The organism is Bacillus sp. BPN334 (assembly GCF_008368885.1).
GTDB classification, from domain to species: domain Bacteria; phylum Bacillota; class Bacilli; order Bacillales; family Bacillaceae_G; genus Bacillus_A; species Bacillus_A wiedmannii.
On record NZ_QOZW01000003.1, the window covers coordinates 91,636 to 113,749 of the forward strand.

The 22,114-nt window shown below is 34.4% G+C and carries 12 protein-coding genes, 3 pseudogenes and 1 other annotated feature; all 15 genes and pseudogenes read left to right on the forward strand.

What is annotated here, in order from left to right:
• The first annotated feature begins 13 nt into the window (after nt 1–13).
• The 15 genes and pseudogenes from essC to DN393_RS02245 all read left to right on the forward strand — a co-directional run bounded on the left by essC (nt 14) and on the right by DN393_RS02245 (nt 22,080).
• Entirely contained in the window at nt 14–4,021 is a 4,008-nt protein-coding gene (gene essC / locus DN393_RS02170; protein WP_142289300.1) for a type VII secretion protein EssC, read from the forward strand.
• A gap of 127 nt (nt 4,022–4,148) precedes the next feature.
• On the forward strand, nt 4,149–4,421 hold the full coding sequence (locus DN393_RS02175) for a WXG100 family type VII secretion target (RefSeq protein WP_064473935.1): 273 nt from the start codon (nt 4,149–4,151) through the stop codon (nt 4,419–4,421).
• A gap of 82 nt (nt 4,422–4,503) precedes the next feature.
• The gene (locus DN393_RS02180) at nt 4,504–7,179 is read left to right on the forward strand and encodes a tetratricopeptide repeat protein (RefSeq protein ID WP_149173285.1); all 2,676 of its coding nucleotides are present in this window, start codon (nt 4,504–4,506) and stop codon (nt 7,177–7,179) included.
• Nucleotides 7,180–7,202: 23 nt separating this feature from the next.
• A pseudogene (locus DN393_RS31345) lies at nt 7,203–9,888 on the forward strand (hypothetical protein).
• A 70-nt stretch (nt 9,889–9,958) separates the two neighbouring features.
• Nucleotides 9,959–10,396 (forward strand): SseB family protein, encoded by a 438-nt coding sequence (locus DN393_RS02190; protein ID WP_064473932.1) that lies wholly within the window; start codon nt 9,959–9,961, stop codon nt 10,394–10,396.
• A gap of 56 nt (nt 10,397–10,452) precedes the next feature.
• The gene (locus DN393_RS02195) at nt 10,453–11,955 is read left to right on the forward strand and encodes a WXG100 family type VII secretion target (RefSeq protein WP_149173286.1); all 1,503 of its coding nucleotides are present in this window, start codon (nt 10,453–10,455) and stop codon (nt 11,953–11,955) included.
• A 14-nt stretch (nt 11,956–11,969) separates the two neighbouring features.
• Nucleotides 11,970–12,437 (forward strand): DUF2004 domain-containing protein, encoded by a 468-nt coding sequence (locus tag DN393_RS02200; RefSeq protein WP_002141600.1) that lies wholly within the window; start codon nt 11,970–11,972, stop codon nt 12,435–12,437.
• A gap of 523 nt (nt 12,438–12,960) precedes the next feature.
• Nucleotides 12,961–13,263 (forward strand): annotated as a pseudogene (locus DN393_RS02210) (recombinase family protein); the annotation flags it as partial.
• Nucleotides 13,264–13,546: 283 nt separating this feature from the next.
• On the forward strand, nt 13,547–14,731 hold the full coding sequence (locus DN393_RS02215; protein WP_098103314.1) for a glycerate kinase family protein: 1,185 nt from the start codon (nt 13,547–13,549) through the stop codon (nt 14,729–14,731).
• Entirely contained in the window at nt 14,728–16,158 is a 1,431-nt protein-coding gene (locus DN393_RS02220; RefSeq protein ID WP_098103313.1) for an SLC13 family permease, read from the forward strand. The genes DN393_RS02215 and DN393_RS02220 overlap by 4 nt, the downstream gene beginning before the upstream one ends.
• Nucleotides 16,159–16,292: 134 nt before the next feature.
• A pseudogene (locus DN393_RS02225) lies at nt 16,293–16,976 on the forward strand (response regulator transcription factor).
• Nucleotides 16,977–16,979: 3 nt separating this feature from the next.
• Nucleotides 16,980–18,338 carry a HAMP domain-containing sensor histidine kinase gene (locus tag DN393_RS02230; RefSeq protein WP_098103312.1) on the forward strand — a complete coding sequence of 453 codons (1,359 nt, stop codon included), beginning with the start codon at nt 16,980–16,982 and terminating at the stop codon, nt 18,336–18,338.
• Between the two features lie 18 nt (nt 18,339–18,356).
• Entirely contained in the window at nt 18,357–19,316 is a 960-nt protein-coding gene (locus tag DN393_RS02235; protein ID WP_149173287.1) for a PepSY domain-containing protein, read from the forward strand.
• Nucleotides 19,317–19,423: 107 nt separating this feature from the next.
• Nucleotides 19,424–19,672, forward strand: a binding site (T-box leader).
• Between the two features lie 116 nt (nt 19,673–19,788).
• On the forward strand, nt 19,789–21,129 hold the full coding sequence (locus DN393_RS02240) for a sodium-dependent transporter (RefSeq protein ID WP_149173288.1): 1,341 nt from the start codon (nt 19,789–19,791) through the stop codon (nt 21,127–21,129).
• Between the two features lie 36 nt (nt 21,130–21,165).
• Nucleotides 21,166–22,080, forward strand: coding sequence for an alpha/beta fold hydrolase (locus DN393_RS02245; RefSeq protein ID WP_149173289.1), 915 nt, complete (start codon nt 21,166–21,168; stop codon nt 22,078–22,080).
• The last annotated feature ends 34 nt before the right edge of the window (nt 22,081–22,114 follow it).

Sequence of the window (22,114 nt, forward strand, 5' to 3'; positions counted from 1 at the left end):
GGAGAAATGTTTTGTGCAAAAATCACCGTATTTTCAACGCTCTCCGCGTGTGAAAGTAGATATACCGACAGGGGATGTTATTATTCATGATCCACCGAATATACCGGAGGAGCCGAAGTTTTCAATTGAAACAATGTTACTGCCTGCAATGATGACGGTTTTAACATTGGTATTATATTTTGTAATGATGAAATTTATGAAGATGAATTCAAGTTATATGCCATTAATGATGGTTTCAAGTATTCCGATGTTGGGGTCATATATAATTACAACGATGGGGCATTTCCGTAAAAAGAAAGAACATCGTCAAATGGTTGAACAATTACAAACAAGGTACTTAGAGCAAATTCAAAAGCATCGAGTGGAATTAGATACGTTAAAGGTTGAACAAGCAAAATATTTAATTACACAAAACCCAAGCCCATTAAAAAGTGTACAAAGAATTGAAAATCGGGAAAGTAATTTATGGGAGCGTACACCTGAAAGTCCAGACTTTTTAGATATTCGTATTGGTACAGGAGAAAGACCATTCCTTGTAGAATTGAAGGTGCCTGAGCAGAAAGGTTATGAAGAAAATCCATTAGTTACAGAAGCGCAAAATGTGAAAAGGGATTTCAATACGATACCAAATGGACACATTTCAATTTCTTTGAAAAAAAACGATGTAATTGGTGTAGTTGGAAATAAAGAAGATAGACTAAACTTTATTCGAATTGTAACGACACAAATTATGACGCATCATGCACCAAATGAAGTGAAAATAGCAGCATTTTATCATGAAAAGGAAAAAAAACAATGGGATTGGATGAGGTGGCTTCCTCACGTATGGGATGAACAGAGAAGTATGCGCTTTTTATCTGAAAATCAACAAGATGCACAGAAACTAGCAGAAGTATTATTTACTCCACTTAATATGCGCAGAATATATAATTCTTCTGCGCAAGCGGATGCAAAAGTTCCTTTAATTCCGATGTATGTCTTTTTCTTATCAGCGAGAGAATTTTTAGAGGATGATCCTTTAACTCCAATGTTACTTAGAGAAGGTGAAAGTGTAGGAGCTTCTACATTTATTTTTGCAGAACAAAGGGAAAGGTTACCGATGGAATGTGATCTTGTAATAAGCTTAAATGGAGAAAATGGAGAGTTAGTAGAAACGTTTTCAAGTTCAGCTGAAAACAATGGAACAACGCGTGCGAGTTTTAAAGTAGATCGACTTTCATTCGAACGATGTGAGCTAGGAGCGCGAAACATTGCTCCAATTCGAATGAAAAGTTCTACAGCAGCCAACATTCCGAAAGTATTAACATTTTTAGACTTGTTTCAAGCTAAAAACATGGAAGAGTTACAAGTGCTAGAGAGATGGAAAGAAAATCGGTATCCGACTTCATTACCGGTTCCAATTGGTGTAAGAGAAGGAAGTAAACCTGTTTTTCTAAATATTCACGATAAAATAGAGAAAAAGGGGCATGGTCCGCACGGTCTAATGGCTGGTACAACTGGATCAGGAAAAAGTGAAGTGATTCAGTCTATAATAGCCGCGTTAGCGGCAACCTATCATCCTCATGAGATGGCATTTATGCTTATCGACTATAAAGGTGGTGGAATGTCAAACACATTTGCGGGATTACCGCATATTATTGCATCTATTACGAACTTAGAAGATCCAAACTTAATTGAGCGTGCCAGAATTTCATTAAAGGCAGAATTAGAGCGGAGACAAAAATTATTCATTCAGGCTGGAAATGTTCAGCATCTAGATGAATATTATGAAACAAGCTGGCGTGAAAAAGAACCTTTACCACATTTATTTATTGTTATTGATGAGTTTGCTCAAATGAAAAAGGAACAACCAGACTTTATGGACGAGCTAATTAGTGTCGCTGCAATAGGAAGGACGTTAGGAGTTCATTTATTATTAGCAACTCAAAAACCTTCAGGGGTTGTAAATGACAAGATTTGGAGTAACTCGCGTTTTCGAATTTGTTTACGTGTACAAGATGATGCGGATAGTCGTGAAATGTTAAAGATTCCAGATGCATCTAAAATTAATGTACCAGGACGAGGGTATCTCCAAGTTGGTAGCAATGAAGTATTGGAATTATTCCAGTCTGCATGGAGTGGAGCACCTTATAATCCAGATGAAGAGAAAGTTCTTGATATTGTTGATTTTACAGAAGTTAAGCTCTCGGGTGAAAGAATAAAAGTGAAAAAGCGTCCAAAACCAATGACAAATAGTCCGAAACAATTACAAGCTTTCATTCAATATGTACAGAGCGTATCAGAAAAAGAAAATATTAAAGCATTACCAGGACCGTGGCTGGATCCATTACCGGAAAAATTATTGTTAAAAGAATTTTATGCTATGGAAGATTGGACAATTGGTGAGTGGAATAAACCGAAAGAATATTTACAAGTAACAGTTGGATTAATTGATGATGTTGCAAAACAAGCACAATTTCCGCTGAAGTTAGATTTACAAGAAGGGCATTTAAATATTTATGGTATGCCAGGTACAGGAAAAACAACGATGTTGCAAACTATTATTATGTCTCTAGCTGTATCTCACACACCAGAAGAAGTGAATTTCTATGTTATTGATTTTGGTCGTATGTTTTTAGATTTTAGAGATTTACCTCATATTGGTGGGATTATACAAGAAGGCGAAAATGAGAAAATGAAACGTCTATTCGGATTTTTAAAGAAGGAAATCACGCTTAGAAAAGAGAGCTTTTCTAATATCGGTGCAAAGTCATTCTCTATGTATAACCGAATGGTAGAAAAGAAAATACCAGCTATAGTAGTAATGGTAGATGGTTATATAAGGTTCAAAAATGAATTCGAGAAAGAAAATGAAGTATTAGAATTATTATTGCGTGAATCAAGTACATACGGTGTATATTTCTATTTCTCTCTGAATCAAACAATTGATATGTTTGATCGTGTTCGTAATAATATACCGATGGCACTTACATTTGAATTACAAGATGGAACAGAATATCATAACTTAGTTGGCAGACCTAAATTCCCATTAATTGAAGTTCCTGTTGGCCGTGGGTTAATGAAAGGACAACCGCCGGAATTATTCCAAGCAGCATTGCCGTTTATTGGTGAAAGTGAACTTGAGTACTCTCAACAATTAAAAACAATTATTCGAAAAATGAATGGAGAATGGGATGGTGAAAAAGCAAAAGCCATTCCAATGGTACCTAAAGAAATATTTGTAGAGCATATGGTTGAAAAATTGGAAACAGCCCAAATTTCAGCAGGTATGGAAACAGAGGATATTCAATTACAAAGTATTTCTTTAGATGAAATGAGTCATATATTTGTTGGGGGAAGAATAGAAGGTGGAAAAACATCGCTTTTACAAACACTTCTGTTCACTACTACATACCAATACTCTCCTGAAAAGGTTGAGCTATACTTAGTAGACCTTGGTGAAAGACCTACAGGCATATTAGCTCTTGGAGATTTACCTCATGTGAAGAAGAAAGTTACAGATGGTATGCAATTAAAAGAAATGTTAGATGAATTGTTAGAGCTAATAAATAATAGAGAACCAATAATGCCTTCTATAGATCCAAACGCAACAGTGGAGATTCCGTATAAGAGAATAATCATTGCGATTGATGATATCGATCAAATGTTAACTATATTATCTACTGATTATGAAGCAAAAAACAAAATGGAACTAATTGTCCAAAACTGTAAAAATAAAGGGATTCACTTTATGACAGCTGCTACAACGTCTAGCTTAAATAGCTATTCTCATGAAAAATGGTTTGCGGAAATTAGAAAGAGAAGTATTGGATATTTATTGGGAACGACACAAAATAATGATGTGTATTTCTTTAATATGAAACTGCCACATACTGAAATGGATCAAGAATTATTAAGTGGGGATGGGTATTGCATACGTAGAAAGCCAATAAAAATAAAATGTGCATATACACCATTACATTTACTTCGCACGATGACAGATAAAATTAGTGTGAAATGGTCTGAATTAAAAGTGAAATAATATTAAAATAGGGTTAAATTACTAGAAAATAGAATATTTTTGTAATTAAACCCTTTAAAAATTGTATGAATATAGTTTATAATCTAATTGTTGTATTATTTATGATTTGAAAGGGGAAATTATTAAGATGGCAGAAATTAAAATCACACCAGAAGAACTTGAAAGAATCGCAGGAAACTTTAAAAACGCAGCAGGAGAAGCACAAAGTCAAATTAATAGACTTGAAGGCGATATTAATAGTTTAGAAGGACAATGGGCTGGGGCAACACAAGCAAAATTCCGTGGAGAATTTATGCAATCTAAACAAGCAATGCAACAATACATTCCAATTTTAGAAGGTATTTCAACAGATTTAAAACGTATCGCTGATAAATTCCGTAATACAGATAACGCATACTAAGAATAGAACAATTGCAAAAGACCAGGAGCTATTGTTCCTGGTCTTTTTTTGAAAAATTGTTATACGAGAGTAAGGGGATAAAATGGGATTCCGACCAGAAGTAGGAGAAAAAATTAGCCTTAATAAAGATGTTTATCGTTTTGAGAAACACCCAGCTGTAATTGGTATTGAGATGCCCTATGGTCAAGAGGGAAGACAAGGAACAGTTTATCAATTACAACAGGAAAATGGTGTTGAACGAATTGCATTAAAAGTTTTTAAGGAACGCTATCGCGAAGAAGAACATCAACTAGCATTTTTGAAACCACTATCTTCCTTAGTGGGTCTGAAAGTATGTTCACGTTATAGCGTTACTAAAGAAGAACATACATCTGCTATCGAAAAATCAGAAGATCTTGCTAATAGTATTGTAATGCCTTGGATTGAAGGTCCAACATGGGCTGATATAATACAAGAACAAAGAATGTTATCAAAAGAACAATGTTTCTTTATTGCAGAAGCATTTCTTACAACACTTAAAATGATGGAAGAAAATGAAGTTGCTCATAATGATTTATCGTCTAGCAACGTACTCGTACCTTTCTTAAGTGAAAATCCAATTGAAGGTCAACACAATATCGAACTTGTTGATGTTGAGCAAATGTATGGCCCGAAAACGAAAAGACCTTCATTATTGCCAGCAGGTTCAGCGGGCTACGCACCGATGTATTTAAAAAGTGGAGTATGGCAAAAAGAAGCCGATCGATTTGCAGGTGCTATTTTATTAGGAGAAATATTAAGTTGGTGTAGTGAGGAAGTTCGAAATAAAAAATGGACGGATGCAAGTTACTTTAAAACGGAAGAAATGCAGACAGAATGTGAAAGATATATGTTACTTCAGCAAGTATTACATAATCAATGGAACGGGGAGATTGCAAAATTATTTAGGCAGGCATGGAGTAGTAACTCTTTCGCAGAATGCCCAAGCTTTGCGCAGTGGTACGATGTCTTTAATAGCGCGAGAGAAAGAATGAAAATTGATGCGGAAAGGCAGTCAACAGAAGAACACTCTCTTTTTGTATCAAAATGTTTGGAAATTGCAAGATTATTAGAAGAGAGAGGATTTAAACAAGCGGCATTATATGAATATAAAATAATTTTCAATTCACTCAATCCATCAACAGCTCTGCAAAAAGAACTCGCATATATCATTCAAACTATGGAGAGTCAAGAGCCTGAAATAAATAATAAAATGGTCCTACAACATTATTTGGAATTAGCTACTGAATTGGAACGAGAAAACAATGCAGCATTTGCTTGTTTCGTCTATTCACGAATCGTACAATTTCCAAACATTGACCAGGCGTTAAAACAGGAAATTGAAAGCATTATTGAAGAGATAAAAGAAGAGCAAGGAACACAGTCGCAGCAAGAAGTAGCAGCTACAATTACAGTGCCAACTAGCATTCTACAGAGCCGGAAACAAACGAAAAAACAAGTGGAATATGATGTAGATGATGAGATTTTAAATGCAAAAGCATCAAATCAACCACTTACAATAACGCATGAGCAAAGTGAACCGTCGGCCTTTTCTAAATGGTGGAAAAAGAATAAAAAACGGATTTTGATTATTGGCTCAACTGTAGTTGTTGTTATAGGTGGTTCAACGTTATTTTATTTCTACACAACAAACGCTAAATATCAAAAGTTTATGGAACAAGCACGACAAGCCTATCATGATAAAAAATATACAAAAGCTGAAGAAGCTGTTGAACATGCAATTGCTGTAAAGGGTAAAGACGAGGCTTATCTTCAATTAGCAACGATTTACGTTGCTGAAGGAAAAAATAAAATTGCAATCGATTATATTACAAAACTAATAAAAGATAGAGAAATCGATAAAGAAAATAATGAAGCTGCTTATCTATTAGCTTCAGCAAATTTCCGCATTGGAAAATATCAAGAAGCAGTGCAAAATTTTGAACAAGCTTTAGCGAATAATGCAAAAGGAATTGAACCATACAAAAAAGATGCAATGCGAGATTTAGCTGTATGTCATATGAAAATGAAAGAATTTGAAAAAGCGGAAGATGTTATTGTCAAAATGAGTACGAAGACAAATGAAGATAAAGCAATTGTTTCGTATTTAAAAGGTCAATTATCAACCGCAACGGTACAGTTAGACAAAGCAGAATCTTTCTTTAAAGAAGCTATTATGCAAGATTCAAAGAATGCCATATATACAATTGAACTTTCAAATCTATATGTGCTTTGGAATAAAACAAACCTAATTGATAGTGCGAAGAAAGAAATGAATTATCAACAAGCATCTCACATTTTACAAGTAGCGATTCAAAAAGATATGAAAAATATTGAGTTGTTAAATCAACTAGGAATTGTGTATTACGAAGCGGGTCAATTTTATGAAACGCGAGATGGTGCAAAGAGTACTGCCGCATATCAGCAAGCGTTAGAAGCTTACAATAGAGTTGTCAGCAGTGGAACACGCGACATAAATACGCTTGTAAATATAGGGATTTTATACGATAAAGTGGGACAAGGAAATGAAGCAGAGAAGCTTTTCACAGAAGCATACTCACAAAACGATGAAAATCCACATGTGAATTTTGCATTCGGGATGTTTAAAATTAAACAGAAAAAATACGAGGAAGCAAGTCGTTTCTTAAGAAAAACAGTTCAAGCAAATGAAAATGAATCCGAAGTAAGAGCTGCGCAAGAAAAACTAACAGAAATGAAAACAAACGGTTGGATTCAATAAAGATAGGAAAAGGGGAAAAGGACATGGAGGAAAACAATAATAACTTAGGGAAAAAAGTCGCTATATCAGTAATGTCGGTAGCATTACTAGGAACATCAGGATATCTTGTGTATGACAAAGGCTTTAAGACAGCAGGAAAAGAACAAGTAAAACTAGCAAGTAATACAGAAGAGAAAAAAGATGATCGTATTACAGGGGGAGATTTACAGTCTATGTTCCCAAATTTAGTCGCTGATCCTGCAAAAAAAGATGAAAAACCTGGCGAAAAACCAACTATTAATTTAGCAGACTTAATTGGAAATAATAAATCACCAATTACGCCAGTAACATATAAACCAGATGAAGTATCGGTGGAAAAGAAAGATCCACAAATCAAATTATCGGATGCACCAACTCCACAAAAACTAGATTTACCAACTAATATGGTTGGACCTGGGGCAGAGTCAGGAAAAGCGAATGATAATAAACAGCAACTTAATGGGCAAGAAGGAGATGGGAAAAAGCCAGATACAAATCCAGAGCCAAGCCCAAATCCGGGGCCAAATCTAGAGCCAAACCCAAAGCCGGGTCCAAACCCAGAACCGAATCCGAACCCGAGCCCAAATCCAGAGCCAAACCCAAACCCAAATCCAAAGCCCAAATCCAAAGCCGGATCCAAATCCAGAACCAAAGCCGGATCCAGAACCAACACACCCAACAATTACAGTATCACCAAAAACGGGTGACATTTTAGTTGAGTGGTACGCTGGAAATGGAAAATACTACTCGTCTGTTTTCTTTAATGATTTTTATACGAGTCAAAAAGAACTGGATGAAAATGCATTAAATAATTTAACGAACTACTATAGCAAAAAAGAAGACTGGACGCTTGTTAGCCAATTGAATACACCATCAAAATCAAAATCGATAGCTGAACATAAGTTAGCATTAGATAATGTAGAACAAATTCTTACAAGTGGTGAATATTCAAATGAGAGAGCACTATTCTATTTACGTAATCAAATGAATGTACTAAATGAATCGGTTACTACACAAGAAGAGTTACAAAGATATTTAAGTGAAAATAAGAAAGATTATATTAAATCTGTAGCAGAAAAAGTTTATCAAACAGCAATAGAAGAAAAAAGAGAGTGGTCAAATACAGGGGATGTAGCATCTTTAGAACAAGCATTAAGTAAATTTTATTTAGTTACATCAGTACTTGAAAGCGTAGATCCTACATTAGTAGAAAAAGCGAATCAAGGTGTAGAAGATATTTTCAACAAGCTATTACAACAAGAATTACAGAACCTTAATATCCAAACAACAGTAGTGCAGTCTGCAACTGAGACAAAAGAAAAAGCAAGCCCTGTAAAAGAAAATACTAGCAGTAATGAAGGAAAGGCAGTTACAGAAGGAAATGAGGCAACAAGTACAGCAACAGAGAAAAACCTAAAAGATTCAAAGACTGAGGATGTCAAAAATAACGATAAAACAAATACTATTGATTCTAATACTCAAAAAGTACAAGTGAAATCTGACCCATTTAGTCAAGAGATTGATCAAATAGAAGCGTATTTAAATCCAGTGAGTCCACAATATGAAAATGCTTTACTATTAGCAAATCAGTATATTGGTGGGGCAACAGGTGAACAAAAAGAAAAGTTAGAAAAGCAATTTGTTGCGGCTGTAGAGGGACTTCGTGGACAATTAAAAGATCCTAATTTTAAAGTGGAAGATGCTATAAATAAAGCGAATTTATTAGCAAATACGGCAAGAGTAGAAAAATCTGTTCAAGATGAATCTCATAAGTTATTAATGCCGCTAATGTTTGAAAGAAAAGCAAACGATGCAGCAAATAATGGAGAATATTATACAGCGGTATTAAATATTGCAAATGCAATTCGTACAAAGCACCCATTGGAACGTTCAAGAGAAGAAATGGTTAATTATGCGAATAAATTATGGACAGATACAGAAAATGAATGGAATAAAATAAATGGAACGACAGGATGGCAAAGTGAAGTAAGTAAAAACTTATTACCATCATACACATTACTTGCACAGTTAAAGGATATTGATAAAACGATTGGCCAAATTAGTGGTATGAATATGATTGATAATGCATCCAAAAAAATGGAGGGAATTCAACTTATTCAGTTAGCAGGTGATGAAGCAAATAAAGAAGGACAAACGAGCCTTTATAATGCTTTACATTATTATGGTCAAGCAGCTTCACGCGGTGTGGTTGACAAAACAGGATTTTCTAATGTAGCTGGTCTTGTAATTAAAGAAGCAAAACAGTTAGAAAAAACGCAATATAAATCAGCATTAAACAACTATCAAATTTTATATAAAACACCAGGTATTGAAGAATTAGGAATTAAAGATGGGGTAAAAGCGGCAATTGAGTATTTGAGTACATTTGAAGCTGCAAAGGTAAGCGGGAATAAAGATACGATTGAAGATTTAGCTTCAGCAATTGAATTAACTTACCACTCTATGGAACTAGGATATCCAGAAGCAGATGCAAAAGAATGGATGAATACGGTAGCTCTAAAAATGTTTAATAAAGGCGCAGGATATATGTCTGCAACTGATATGAATAATGCATATAAATGTTTTGAATTTTTAACTCGTGATAAATATGCAAATGCTATTAATGGAGAAATAACGAAACAAGCAAAAGAGAATGTAGAAAAAATTAAAGCTATAAACGTTAAAAAATAATTAGATTTAACATTCGCCATCTTACTTTGCGTAAGATGGCGAAATTATTTCACATAAGGAGTGAAGTTCAATGAGTTTACTAGAAATTTGTCCGTTAGATGAGGCGCTAGTGGAAGCTTTACAGAATGAAGAAAAAAGATTTCGTTTTTATGAGATATTACAGAAATCAAATTTGTACGTTGTTGCTTCTGTAGAGGGAGATACAAATGTAGATGAAGAAGGGAATTTGATTTCAACTGAAAATACACAATTGCAAATTCATTATTTTGAAATGGAAGAAGGATTAATGTTACCACTGTATTCTGATTTGAAACATTTAGAAATGGTTATTCCAGAAGAATGTCCATATGTCTCTATGAATGCGATTGAATTATTAAAGACGATAGATTTAGAAGCAAATGTAATATTAAACCCAGGAACAAAATTTCAAAAATTATTTGTGAAGGAAGAAATTGAAGCGATTTGTGATAACAGTATTTTTGATGTTTTTTCTAAAGGGAACAAGTAAAAATTGATGCAGTTATATTTCTTTTTGGTATAAAATAGAGGAAGGTGGGAGAGGGTTTGGAGATCAAGGTCAAACCTGAACAACTCGAACAAATTGCCAAAAACATATCAGAGATGCAAACACACAGCCAGAACATACAACAAAATCTCAATCAATCTATGTTTAGTATTCAAATGCAATGGCAAGGAGCAACGAGTCAGCATTTTTATGGGGAATATATGAGATCAATGAGACTCATGGAATCTTACATACGTAACTTACAAGTTACAGAAAAAGAATTACGGCGTATCGCTCAAAAGTTTCGTCAAGCAGATGAAGAATATCAAAAGAAACAAAATGAAAAATTGAAAGAAACCCATAAAACAGAAAAGAAACATGAAAAATCATGGTGGGAAAAAGGAGTAGAAGGAGCAGCTGAATTCATTGGAGTAAATGATGCAATTCGTGCCGTTACCGGTAAAGACCCTATTACAGGAAAAGAATTATCATCAAAAGAAAGACTCATCGCCGCAGGATGGACACTCCTAAACTTTGTTCCTGTTGGAAAAGTGGCAAGTCTTGCTGGAAAAGGAATAAAGTATGTCGCTTCTAGCTTTGGGAAGACGATTGTAAAAGCAGGAAAAAGACTAGGCGAAGGCGTAACAATGGTAGCCGGAAAAGCTGGAAAAGCAGCTGTCGATGGTATAAAAACAGCTAGCCACAAAGTAACAGAAGGTGTAAACTTTGTAGCCTCGACAGCAAAAGGCTTTGCCGATAAAATCGGAAGTCTATGGAACAAAGGTGCCACAACCGTAAAAACAACTTTCTTGCAGGGAAATGAAAAGATCCAGCACGCAGTAAAAACATTGCTGGAGTACAAATGGATCCCAGGTGAGGGAAAAGGCTTCGCCATGGCTGGAGTAGGAAATGTCTCAGGAGGAGGACAGTATTCTCTGAAAGAGGCTTATCAGTATATGGAGAGTAAGGTTGTTAAGGGTACGGGTAATAGAGAGGCTGAAGTTCCACCTGCTTTTAGACAAACTGATTTTGCTAGTTCTTATGAAGCAAGGTATAATCAGACACCTTCACCAATTAATTCGAAGGTTGAATTTGAAGGAATCAGAGGAGAATCTTTAAGTACGCTTAAACCACCACCAGACCCTAAATTGAAACGTATATTAGATGAAGCTGGCATTAAAGGTATTCAATATAAAAACGGAGTTCCTGATTTTTCGCCAGTATTAAAGGCTCAAATTGAAATTGACTATATGCTTGGAGGAAAAGGAAATTATGGTACAAAGGCTAGGACATACAATTTTGCTCAAGCAGACCAAAAGTTAGCAGATAAGCTAAATGACTCAGTTGAACTAGCTCGCCAATTTGGAATGGAACCTGGTGGGATTACCGCGAAAGACATAGACAAATATCGAACAAAAAATCAATTAACATGGCATGAAGTAAATGATGTGAAAATAATGCAACTTGTACCGACAGAGATAAATAAAAGATTTGGGCATCTTGGTGGAGTAGGTGAGATAAACGCAGGGGCGTTTGAGCCAGGAGGATTTGCTAAAAAATAAAAAGGAGAAGTAAGATGAAAATAAATGATGCGGTTTTTGGTGAGCTTGAATATGATTTTGTGTGGTCTAAGGATACTAGCATTAACTTTTTGGGAAATGAAGTCGAGATAGCGCTAATAGTAAAAGGTGATGAGGATGGTAAGTTTGATGAAGAACAATATGTAGCATATACTTCACTTATGCAAAATTGGGAACAATTACAACAAAGCTTTTTGCAATCAATATTAGACTATTACAAACAAGAGCGTCAGGAACTAGGTTATGATATTGAAGTAAATGAAAACTATCCATTAGTTGAAACAACTAATGAAATATTAGAAATGATAAGTTTAGATGGGATTGTTGTTCCCTATGCAGGTATTTTTGACGGTCGGGATATTGGAATTACATTTAATTGTACATGGGATACAGAAAATGGGCTAGGGATTCGTTTGTTAAATGAAAAAGTAACTGAAGTAGGTTATCAAGATGTTGCAATTTAAAATAGGCTGTTAAAAAGTACATACTTCATGATGGTTGTACCATCATAGAGTGTTATGTGCAATGATAGAATAGAAAACGAGGTACGAGCTTAGGCGAGATGACATTTTACTGGGCGATGATGATAAACACATGGAATGTATATTAAACTAACGAACTCGTAAGTTTTAACGTAGTAGTTGTCACGACATATAAAAGGTGTCATACTGTTACAATAAAACTTACAAAATAATGCTACTTAAAGCACTTGATTGTCGACTAAAGGCAACGAGTGCTTTTTTGTGTTTTAACGTGAAAGTTTAAAAGAGGATTATAATTTTATAAGTGCATTAATTGTTAAATTTTATAGATTGTAATGGCTATGTACAGTATACGACGATAGTAGAAGAAAAAATAAAGGGTTGTATTATGTTTTGAAGTCATCGTAAAGTACGTTTTAACGGATTTAAGTTATGGACACGTTATCCGCAAAGAACAGGTAAACGTTACAGGGACTAAAATTACTGTAACGGGAGGGAATTTATAATGGGAGAGAAAGTAGTTGGTTACGTACGAGCTTCAACGGAAGGACAAGTACGTGATTGGTATAGTTTAGCGTATCAAGTAGAAGAGATTGAACGTTACTGTAACGAAAATAATTTAGAACTACTTCGTGTGTATGAAGATAAAGGAATCAGCGGAGCGACAGTAGATGAAGATGGATTAACAGTTGAACGTGATGGGCTACAAGAGCTATTGTCTGATATGGCGTATAAACAAGTAAGCTATGTTGTTGTGTTGAATACATCACGATTGTGGCGCTCTGATATGGCGAAAGTATTGATACAATGAGAACTAAAGAAACACGAAGTAGATGTGAAGACAATTGCTTGTTGAGTACAAGAAACGCGAAATCATACAAGTATTGTCCCGTAATAGAGAAATAAAATTGAATAAAGAGTAAAGGAATAAATCCGTTGTGCTATTTCATAGTACAACGGATTTTTTAGATCACAAAACTCAGCACTTTCTCACCAAATTTTAATGTAAGCTTAATTGTGCTCTCTTTTTTCACCTTTAGTATAAGCCTTAGAAACGAAAGAGATATACAAGGTGAAGGGAGAAATATTACATGCGTATTTTAGTTGTACCATCCGGATTTAAAGAAAGTTTAGGGGCGAAGGAAGCTGCTGATATAATGAAAGAGGGGATTTTAAAAGTCATGCCGTTAGCTACTGTAGAGACTTTACCAATGGTTGATGGCGGGGAAGGTTTTACAGAGGCAATTATAAATATTACTGATGGAACAATGTATAAAGTACAAGTAACGGGACCTGTTGGAGAAAAGATACAATCTTATTTTGGAGTTTTTGAAACGAGAAATGGTGAGCGTACAGCTGTTATTGAAATGGCTGCTGCTGCGGGGCTACGACTTGTACCGAGAGATTTACGTGATCCTAGAAAAACGACTACTCATGGTGTTGGGGAGTTAATAGAATTAGCCTTAAATAAAGGGGTAGATCGTATATTAATTGGATGTGGTGATTCAGGAACATCTGATGGAGGAGCTGGTATGGCTGAAGCTTTAGGTGTAAAGTTTTTAAATGAAGCTGGAAAGGAAATACAAATTCATGGTGGAACCTCTTTATTACAAGTTTCAAAAATAGATACATCACAAGTAGATCCTAGATTAAGGCATGTTCAAATCGATGTTGCCTGTAATTGGTTTAATCAACTATGCGGCGAACAAGGAGTAGCGCGAGTATTCGGTCCGCAAAAAGGTGCTAACAAAGCACAAGTAATAGAACTAGAAAAAGCACTGGAGCGCTATGCTTCTGTTATAAAAAAAGATATGGGTATAGATGTACATCATACACCAGGAAGCGGTGCATCTGGTGGGCTTGGTGCTGGATTACAAGCTTTAATTGGTGCAACGCTTCATCCGAGATACAATATTATTATGAAGTATATGGATTTAAATAAACTATTGTTAGCGTGTGATCTTGTATTTACTGCGGAAGGAAGTATAGATTTTCAAACACCACGTGGGAAAATTCCAGCTGAGGTGGCTAAATGTGCAAAAAAATATGGATTACCAGTAATCGCATTAGTAGGGACAGTCGGTAAAGGTGCACGTATTAATTACGATTATGGAATTGATGCATATACAAGTATATTGCCAATGCCATCTTCATTAGAAAATGCATTTTCTAATGCGGAGAAATGGCTTCGTGATTGCACAGAGAGTACGATGCGTACAGTTTTAGTCGGTTATCAAATCGCTTCTCGGTTGAATAACAGTGGGTACGTATCATGATTGAAAAAAATGTAGTGGAATTACATGTGAATAGTACCGATAATCCGAAAACTAAGACATCTTGGGTTTTGCCCGTAGCACTTATAGTAATGGTAGAAATAGTTCTTTTGCTTCCATCGTCATTAACGATGGAAGCAAAATGGAGTTTGTTTGGATTTTGCTGTGCAATTATATTATGGACAACAACAACGATAAATTCGGCCTATATCGCACTTGGATCTGTCCTATTTCTAATTATTTCAGGAACAGCAAAGCAAGATCTTTTATTTGATTCGTTAGCTTCAGATGTCATTTGGCTTATGATCGGTTCCTTTATTTTAGGAAGGGCACTTCAAGTTACCGGTTTAGCTGAGAAAATGACGTGCTTTGTTGTAAATCGTGCTCGGAATATTTTGGGCTTGTGCGGGATTTTGACAATGATTATTCAAATACTCGCTTTCTTTATTCCATCAACATCTGGACGCGCAGCGGTTGTATTACCTGTTTTTCAAGCTATATCAAAAGAAATTGGGAGTAGAAGAATTACGAAAGCATTAGCAATTTTAATGCCTACTGTTATTTTAGTTTCAACAAGTTCTACAATTATTGGTGCAGGTTCCCATTTAATTGCCCTAGATATGTTAAAGGAATTTAATAATAAGGATATTACATTTGTAGAGTGGTTAATATGGGGATTTCCATTTGGATTCATAATGAGCTTTATAAGTTGTCGTGTAATATTATTTTTATTTTTAGATAAAGAGGAAGTAAAAACAAAACTGAAACAGAAAAAAGTTAAGTTTGAATTATCGCGAAATGAAAAGTATACAATCAGTATTTTAATAGCGATGGTAGCTTTTTGGTTAACAGAGTCGCTACATGGTTTGGAAATTGCAACTGTTACGATAATCGGAGTATTTTTATTAACTTTACCAAAACTCGGCGTGATGCAGTGGAAAGAAAGTTTAAAAGGTGTCTCGTGGAACTTAATTCTATTTGTTGGAGCAGCAATTGCATTAGGGAAATCTTTAATGGAGAGTGGTGCAGCGCAATGGATTATGCAAAAGTTATTTTTAGTAACAGAACTAATTAATAAGCAATCCATTTTTATCGTGTTACTCGTAATTGTTATTCTTTCAGTCACATCACATTTATATATTACATCTCACACGACGAGAGCGGTAATTTTTATTCCGCCATTACTATATTTTGCTAGTAGTCTACAGCTTAATGAAGTAGCTGTACTATTTTTAGGGATTGTTGGCATGAATTATTGTTTAACCTTTCCAGTCAGTTCTAAAGCTTTACTTTTATTTCAAGAAAGTGATAGAGAAACTTTTCAATCGCAAGATTTATTAAAGTTAAGTAGCTATTTAAGTGTTATATATATGCTTCTAATGGTCTTATTTTACTATGCATATTGGCAATGGGTTGGATTGTCTCTCTAACAATCAGGAATATATTTCGTTCCTCATTTTTTTCATTAAGTCGGACAGAATACTGGGCATTATTTCTTTTTGAGGAAAGTATTACTTGTTATACTGGAATGGTATGAAAAGATTATATAATGCGGGAGGCTTTTATGGGAGAAAGGATTTTAATTGTTGAGGATGAAGAAAAAATTGCGCGTGTCGTACAGTTAGAACTAGAATTTGAAGGATATGAAAGTGAAATTGCTAAAACAGGAACAGAGGCAATGGAAAAGTTTCACGATAGTAAATGGGATTTAATTTTACTTGATGTAATGCTTCCAAACATAAGTGGATTAGAAGTACTTCGAAGGATACGTTTGAAAAATGCTGTAATACCTATTATTTTATTAACCGCTCGTGACTCAGTTGTTGATAAAGTAAGTGGCTTAGATCAAGGAGCAAGTGATTATATTACAAAGCCATTTCAAATAGAAGAACTTTTAGCGAGAATTCGTGCATGTTTAAGAATTTCAAACGTAAGAAAAGAAGAGGAAAATAGTAGTTATTAAATTGCAGATTTATATTTAGACGAGAAAACACGAGAAGTGAAAAGAGGGAATCATTTAGTGGAATTAACACCACGAGAATTTGATTTATTACTATTTTTAATGAAGCATGAAAATCAAGTGTTAAATCGAGAACAAATCGTAACGAATGTTTGGGGATTTGATTATTATGGTGATACAAATGTTGTCGATGTATATATTCGATATATACGTAAAAAAGTAGATTGTAATGTGGACGTACCACTTATTCACACTGTTAGAGGTGTTGGGTATGTCTTAAAGGTGTAGTATATGAAAATTAAAAATAAAATATATTTATTCTCTACCGTATGGTTACTACTTATTTTGTTACTTATTAATAGTTCTATATACTTTTTGTTTTATAAAGTTACAACGAACAGAGAGTTAGAACGTTTAAAACGTGAGGCAGTACATATTATAGAAGGAATGAATGCTGAATCAGCAAAAGAAATAGACGCAGTAAATCTACTACAGCCATACTTACCTTCAAACGGTATGATTAGAGTTATTAATGAAAATTCAAAGGTAATGATTAGACAAGAAGTGGATAGTGCAAAACCAATCCCAGCAGTAAATACGAAATTTGAAAGAAAAGAATCGGCGGGAATTTATGAGAAGAATGGTGGGAAATTCGCTTATATAAAAATGCCAATTATTTGGAATGATGGGAAAATCGTTTCGTTAGAAATGACAGAACGTTTAGATAGTTTGCGAGAGAATTTAAATATGTTAAAAAATGTATTAGTTATTGCATCACTTTTCGTTTTAATTCCGTCTTTTTTTGCGGGGAGAATGTTAAGTAAACTCATTTTAAAACCTGTAAATTCTTTAATACAAACAATGGAGCATATACAAGATAGAGGGATATTCAAAAAAATACCACTTGAGAAAAAATCAAAAGATGAATTGCATAAAATGGGGACAACATTTAATAAAATGATAGATTTATTACATCAAAACTTTGAAAAGCAGCAGCAGTTCGTTTCAGATGCTTCACATGAATTGAGAACACCGTTAACAGTTATTGAAAGTTATGCAAAATTATTAAAAAGATGGGGAATGAAAAAACAAGATGTTTTAGAGGAATCTGTAGAAGCGATATACTCCGAGGCAGTAAGAATGAAAGGCATGACAAATCAAATGTTACTGCTTGCCAACAGTAGTGCAGAGTGGAAGTTGGAAACGAAAGAATCAGATGTAGTTCGGTTATGTAAGATGACTGCGGAACAACTAGAAAAAACATATAATCGGGATTTTCGTGTTATTACAGAGGAAGAAAAGATTGTTGTAAATATTGATGAACAAAAAATAAAACAAGTATTAGTAGTATTATTCGATAACGCAATGAAATACAGTAAAAATTCAATCGATTTAATAGTAGGAATACAAAAGGATAGAGTCTTTTTTTCTATTCAAGATTACGGTATGGGAATTCCTAAGGAGGATATACAGAAAGTGTTTAATCGCTTTTTTCGAGTTGATAAAGCGAGGAGTAGGGAAACAGGAGGAACAGGTCTAGGATTGTCGATTGCGAAACAGATTATTGATGCTCATGAAGGGAATATACAACTGGAAAGTGAAGAGGGAGAATGGACGAAAGTTACCGTATATTTGCCTCGTTTTTTATAAAGAGATAGGAGTTTGAAAATGAAAAAGAAATGGAAGGTTGCATTGTTACTTTGTTTTGTGCTTGTAAGTGTAGCTTTTGTATCACAACGTATTGTTTCTAAGCAAGGAGAAAAAATATTATCTGAAAAACAAATTCAGAATATTGTGTCTGAGCAGTATCCTGGAAAAATAAAAAATATGAAATTAGTAAACAAAGGGGATCAAGATGTATATAAGGTAAATCTTTTAAATGAAAAAGGCTCATATGAAATAATAGTAGATGCTCAAAGTGGTAATATAAAACGTGCAAAAGAAATATCATTAAAAAGTAATACAATAACGAAAGAAAAAGCGGAAGAATTGGCACTTCAGAAAGTACAGGGGATCATTAAACAAACTATATTAGAAAAAAGAAAGGGGATAGAGGTGTTTGTTATAACGATAGAAATAAATGCTACTCAAAGTACAATAGTTGAGATTGAAAAAACTACTGGGAAAATTCAATTGTTACAGAAACAAACGACAAAAGTTACAGAGCAGCAAGCAAAAGAGATTGCAGTGCAGCAAGTACAAGGGAATGTGAAAGGGATAAGACTAGAGAAAAAGAACGAAAAAAATGTATATGTAATAGAGATAGAGAAAAGTGCAAATGAGAATGTAATGGTAGAAATTGAAGAAGCGACGGGTGCTTTTATTGGTACTTCACAAATACAAAAAGTCGTTACAGAAGAGCAGGCGAAAGAAGTTGCGTTACAAAAAGTACCAGGCGGTTTTATCGAGAAGGTAAGTGTAGTCGATATAAATGGTATGTCTACCTACCAAATTATAATAAAAAAACAAACAGAAACGGTTGATGTAAGAGTACATACAATAACAGGTGAAGTCATGTCTACTACAGCGGTAAATAATGCTATTCAGCAAAAGGAGTTATCTCAACAACAAGATGACGATGATCAAGAAGAAGGTACTGATGATCACGGTGATGATGGTGAAGGATAATGAAAAATAAAAGGGGTTTCTCATCAAATTTTAATATAGCCCTTGACAGTTATAAATATAACCGATATACTTCATATTAATTTCAAAAGAAAATATATTCTAAATATTAAAATGTGTTGAATAGGAGTAGTAAGGTCGTATATTTGTACAGAGAGCTATGGGTTGGTGTGACATAGTCAAATGACATCCTGAACTCGCCTAGGAGCAGTAAGGTGGAACGGAATCACATTCTTAGTAAATCTTAACGGTTAACCTTCGATATTAGGTTTGTAATCAAACGATTACTACTAAGGTGGATTCATAATGGAATCAATAAGGGTGGTACCGCGTTAAGTAAATGGCTTAGCGTCTCTTTATATAGAGACGTTGAGCCATTTTTTTATTTTATGGAAATAGAAATGGAGGGTTTATTCGGATTGGTTTAAAAAATTTAATTATTTATATAAAGTAATTTAACTAGGAGGAAAATAAGATGAAACAGACGGAGCAATGGACTTCGAAATTAGGATTTATAATGGCTGCAGCAGGATCAGCAATTGGACTTGGCGCAATATGGAAGTTCCCTTATATTGCTGGAAAGAGCGGGGGAGGAGCATTCTTTTTAATCTTTATATTATTTACTGTATTAATTGGATTACCGCTACTTATAGCTGAATTTATGATTGGACGCAGTACACAGAAACAAGCAGTTGGAGCATTTAAAAGTATCGCACCAAATACAGGATGGCACTGGATTGGGCGTCTTGGGGTTGGGACTTGTTTTATATTACTTTCATTTTATAGTGTTGTAGGTGGCTGGGTACTAATTTATTTATTCAGAGGAGTAACTGGACAACTTATTACTCCGGGACAAAATTACGGTTCGTTATTTACTGAAACAATTGGAAATCCGGTTTGGGCTATTACTGGACATTTCGCTTTTATGTTCATTACGATATGGGTTGTATCAAAAGGTGTACAAAACGGAATTGAAAAAGCAAGTAAATATATGCTACCAGCATTGTTCGTTTTATTTGTCGCCCTTATTATTCGTTCATTAACACTTGATAATGCAATGCAAGGTGTGAAGTTTTTCTTACAACCAGATTTCTCAAAGATTACTTCAGAAAGTATTTTGTTCGCAATGGGCCAATCATTCTTTGCGATTAGCATAGGGATTTCGATTATGGTTACGTATAGCTCGTATTTAAATAAAAAAGAAAGTTTACCAAAATCAGCAGTTACGATTGTCGGATTGAATTTATTCGTTTCTTTATTTGCAGGTCTTGCTATCTTTCCGGCCGTATTTTCATTAGGAATGGAGCCGACAGAAGGGCCTGGGTTACTATTTATCGTATTACCATCTGTATTTAGTCAAATTCCATTCGGTGGGTTGTTCTTAACGGTATTTCTTGCACTATTTACATTTGCGACATTAACATCGGCATTTTCTCTACTAGAGACAGTTGTTTCAGCATTAGCAAATGGTGAACAAGAAAAGAGAACGAAATTATCATGGATGATCGGTTTCGGCATTTTCTTAGTAGGTATACCATCAGCATTATCATTTGGAGTATGGGGTGATATTACGATTTTCGGAAAGAATATTTTTGATGCAGTAGACTTCTTATCTAGTAATATATTAATGCCACTTGGAGCATTATTTATTAGTATTTTCGTATCATTCAAGATGGAAAAGAAAGTGTTAGAAGCTGAATTTTTTGTAGGTGGAAATTACGGAAAGATAGTATTTACTATCTGGGCATTTTTACTTCGATTTGTAGCACCACTTGCGATAGTTATCGTATTTTTAAATGTAATAGGGATTATTTAAGTTTAAATGTTATAATATTCAGTAAAAAAGAAGGTGATGATAATAAAAAGAAATTTGATTGAAGTTGGGAAATATATGAACATCAGAGGGAAAAAGCTATACGTTGAAACACATGGAAGTCCTAAAAATAAACCAGTATTATTTTTACACGGTGGTCCAGGTGAAAGCTGTTATGATTTTTCATTTCATCAAGCGGAACGATTAAAAGATTCCTTATATGTAATTATGATAGATCAAAGAGGGGTTTGTCGGTCAGAAGTAATTACCGAAGAAGAAACTTTTGGACTATGTGATTTAATTGAAGACTGTGAAGAACTAAGAAAAGTATTACAAATTGAGAAATGGTCTGTAATTGGACATTCTTTCGGTGGATATTTAGCGTTGTTATATGCGTCGATGTATCCAAATTCAATAGAGAAAATCATATTTGAAGCGCCAACTTTCGATTTTGCATTAACAAGTAGGGCCTTACTACAAAAGACAGGAACTTTATTAAAAAAGTATGGAAAAGAATTAGTGGCAGAAGACTGCTTTGCTTATTCATCTAATAATGCTAGTTCAGAAGAGTTGTTAGAAGCTTATATAAGATTAAGTGCTGAATTAGAAGAAAAAAGAATGGAGATTTACAATTATAAAAAAGATGAGACAGACGATAGTTTATATAGTGATGAAGAGTGGGAAGTATTTTCAAATCGTTCCAAAATTCATTTTGATAGATTGAAATTAGAAGGAGTATTCCACACTTCATTATTACCTAAGATACAAGATATACAAAATCCAATGTTATTAATTGTAGGAAAACATGATGTAGTAACGTGTGAAAAACAAATTGGAACATTTAATAAAGATGCTCAAAATGGGGATTATATTGTATTCGAAGAGAGTGGTCATACACCGCATTATGAAGAAGCAGATCGATTTGCTGAAATAGTCATTCAGTTTTTGAAATAAAGTAGAAAAGGAGCTTCGTGTAATACGAAGCTCC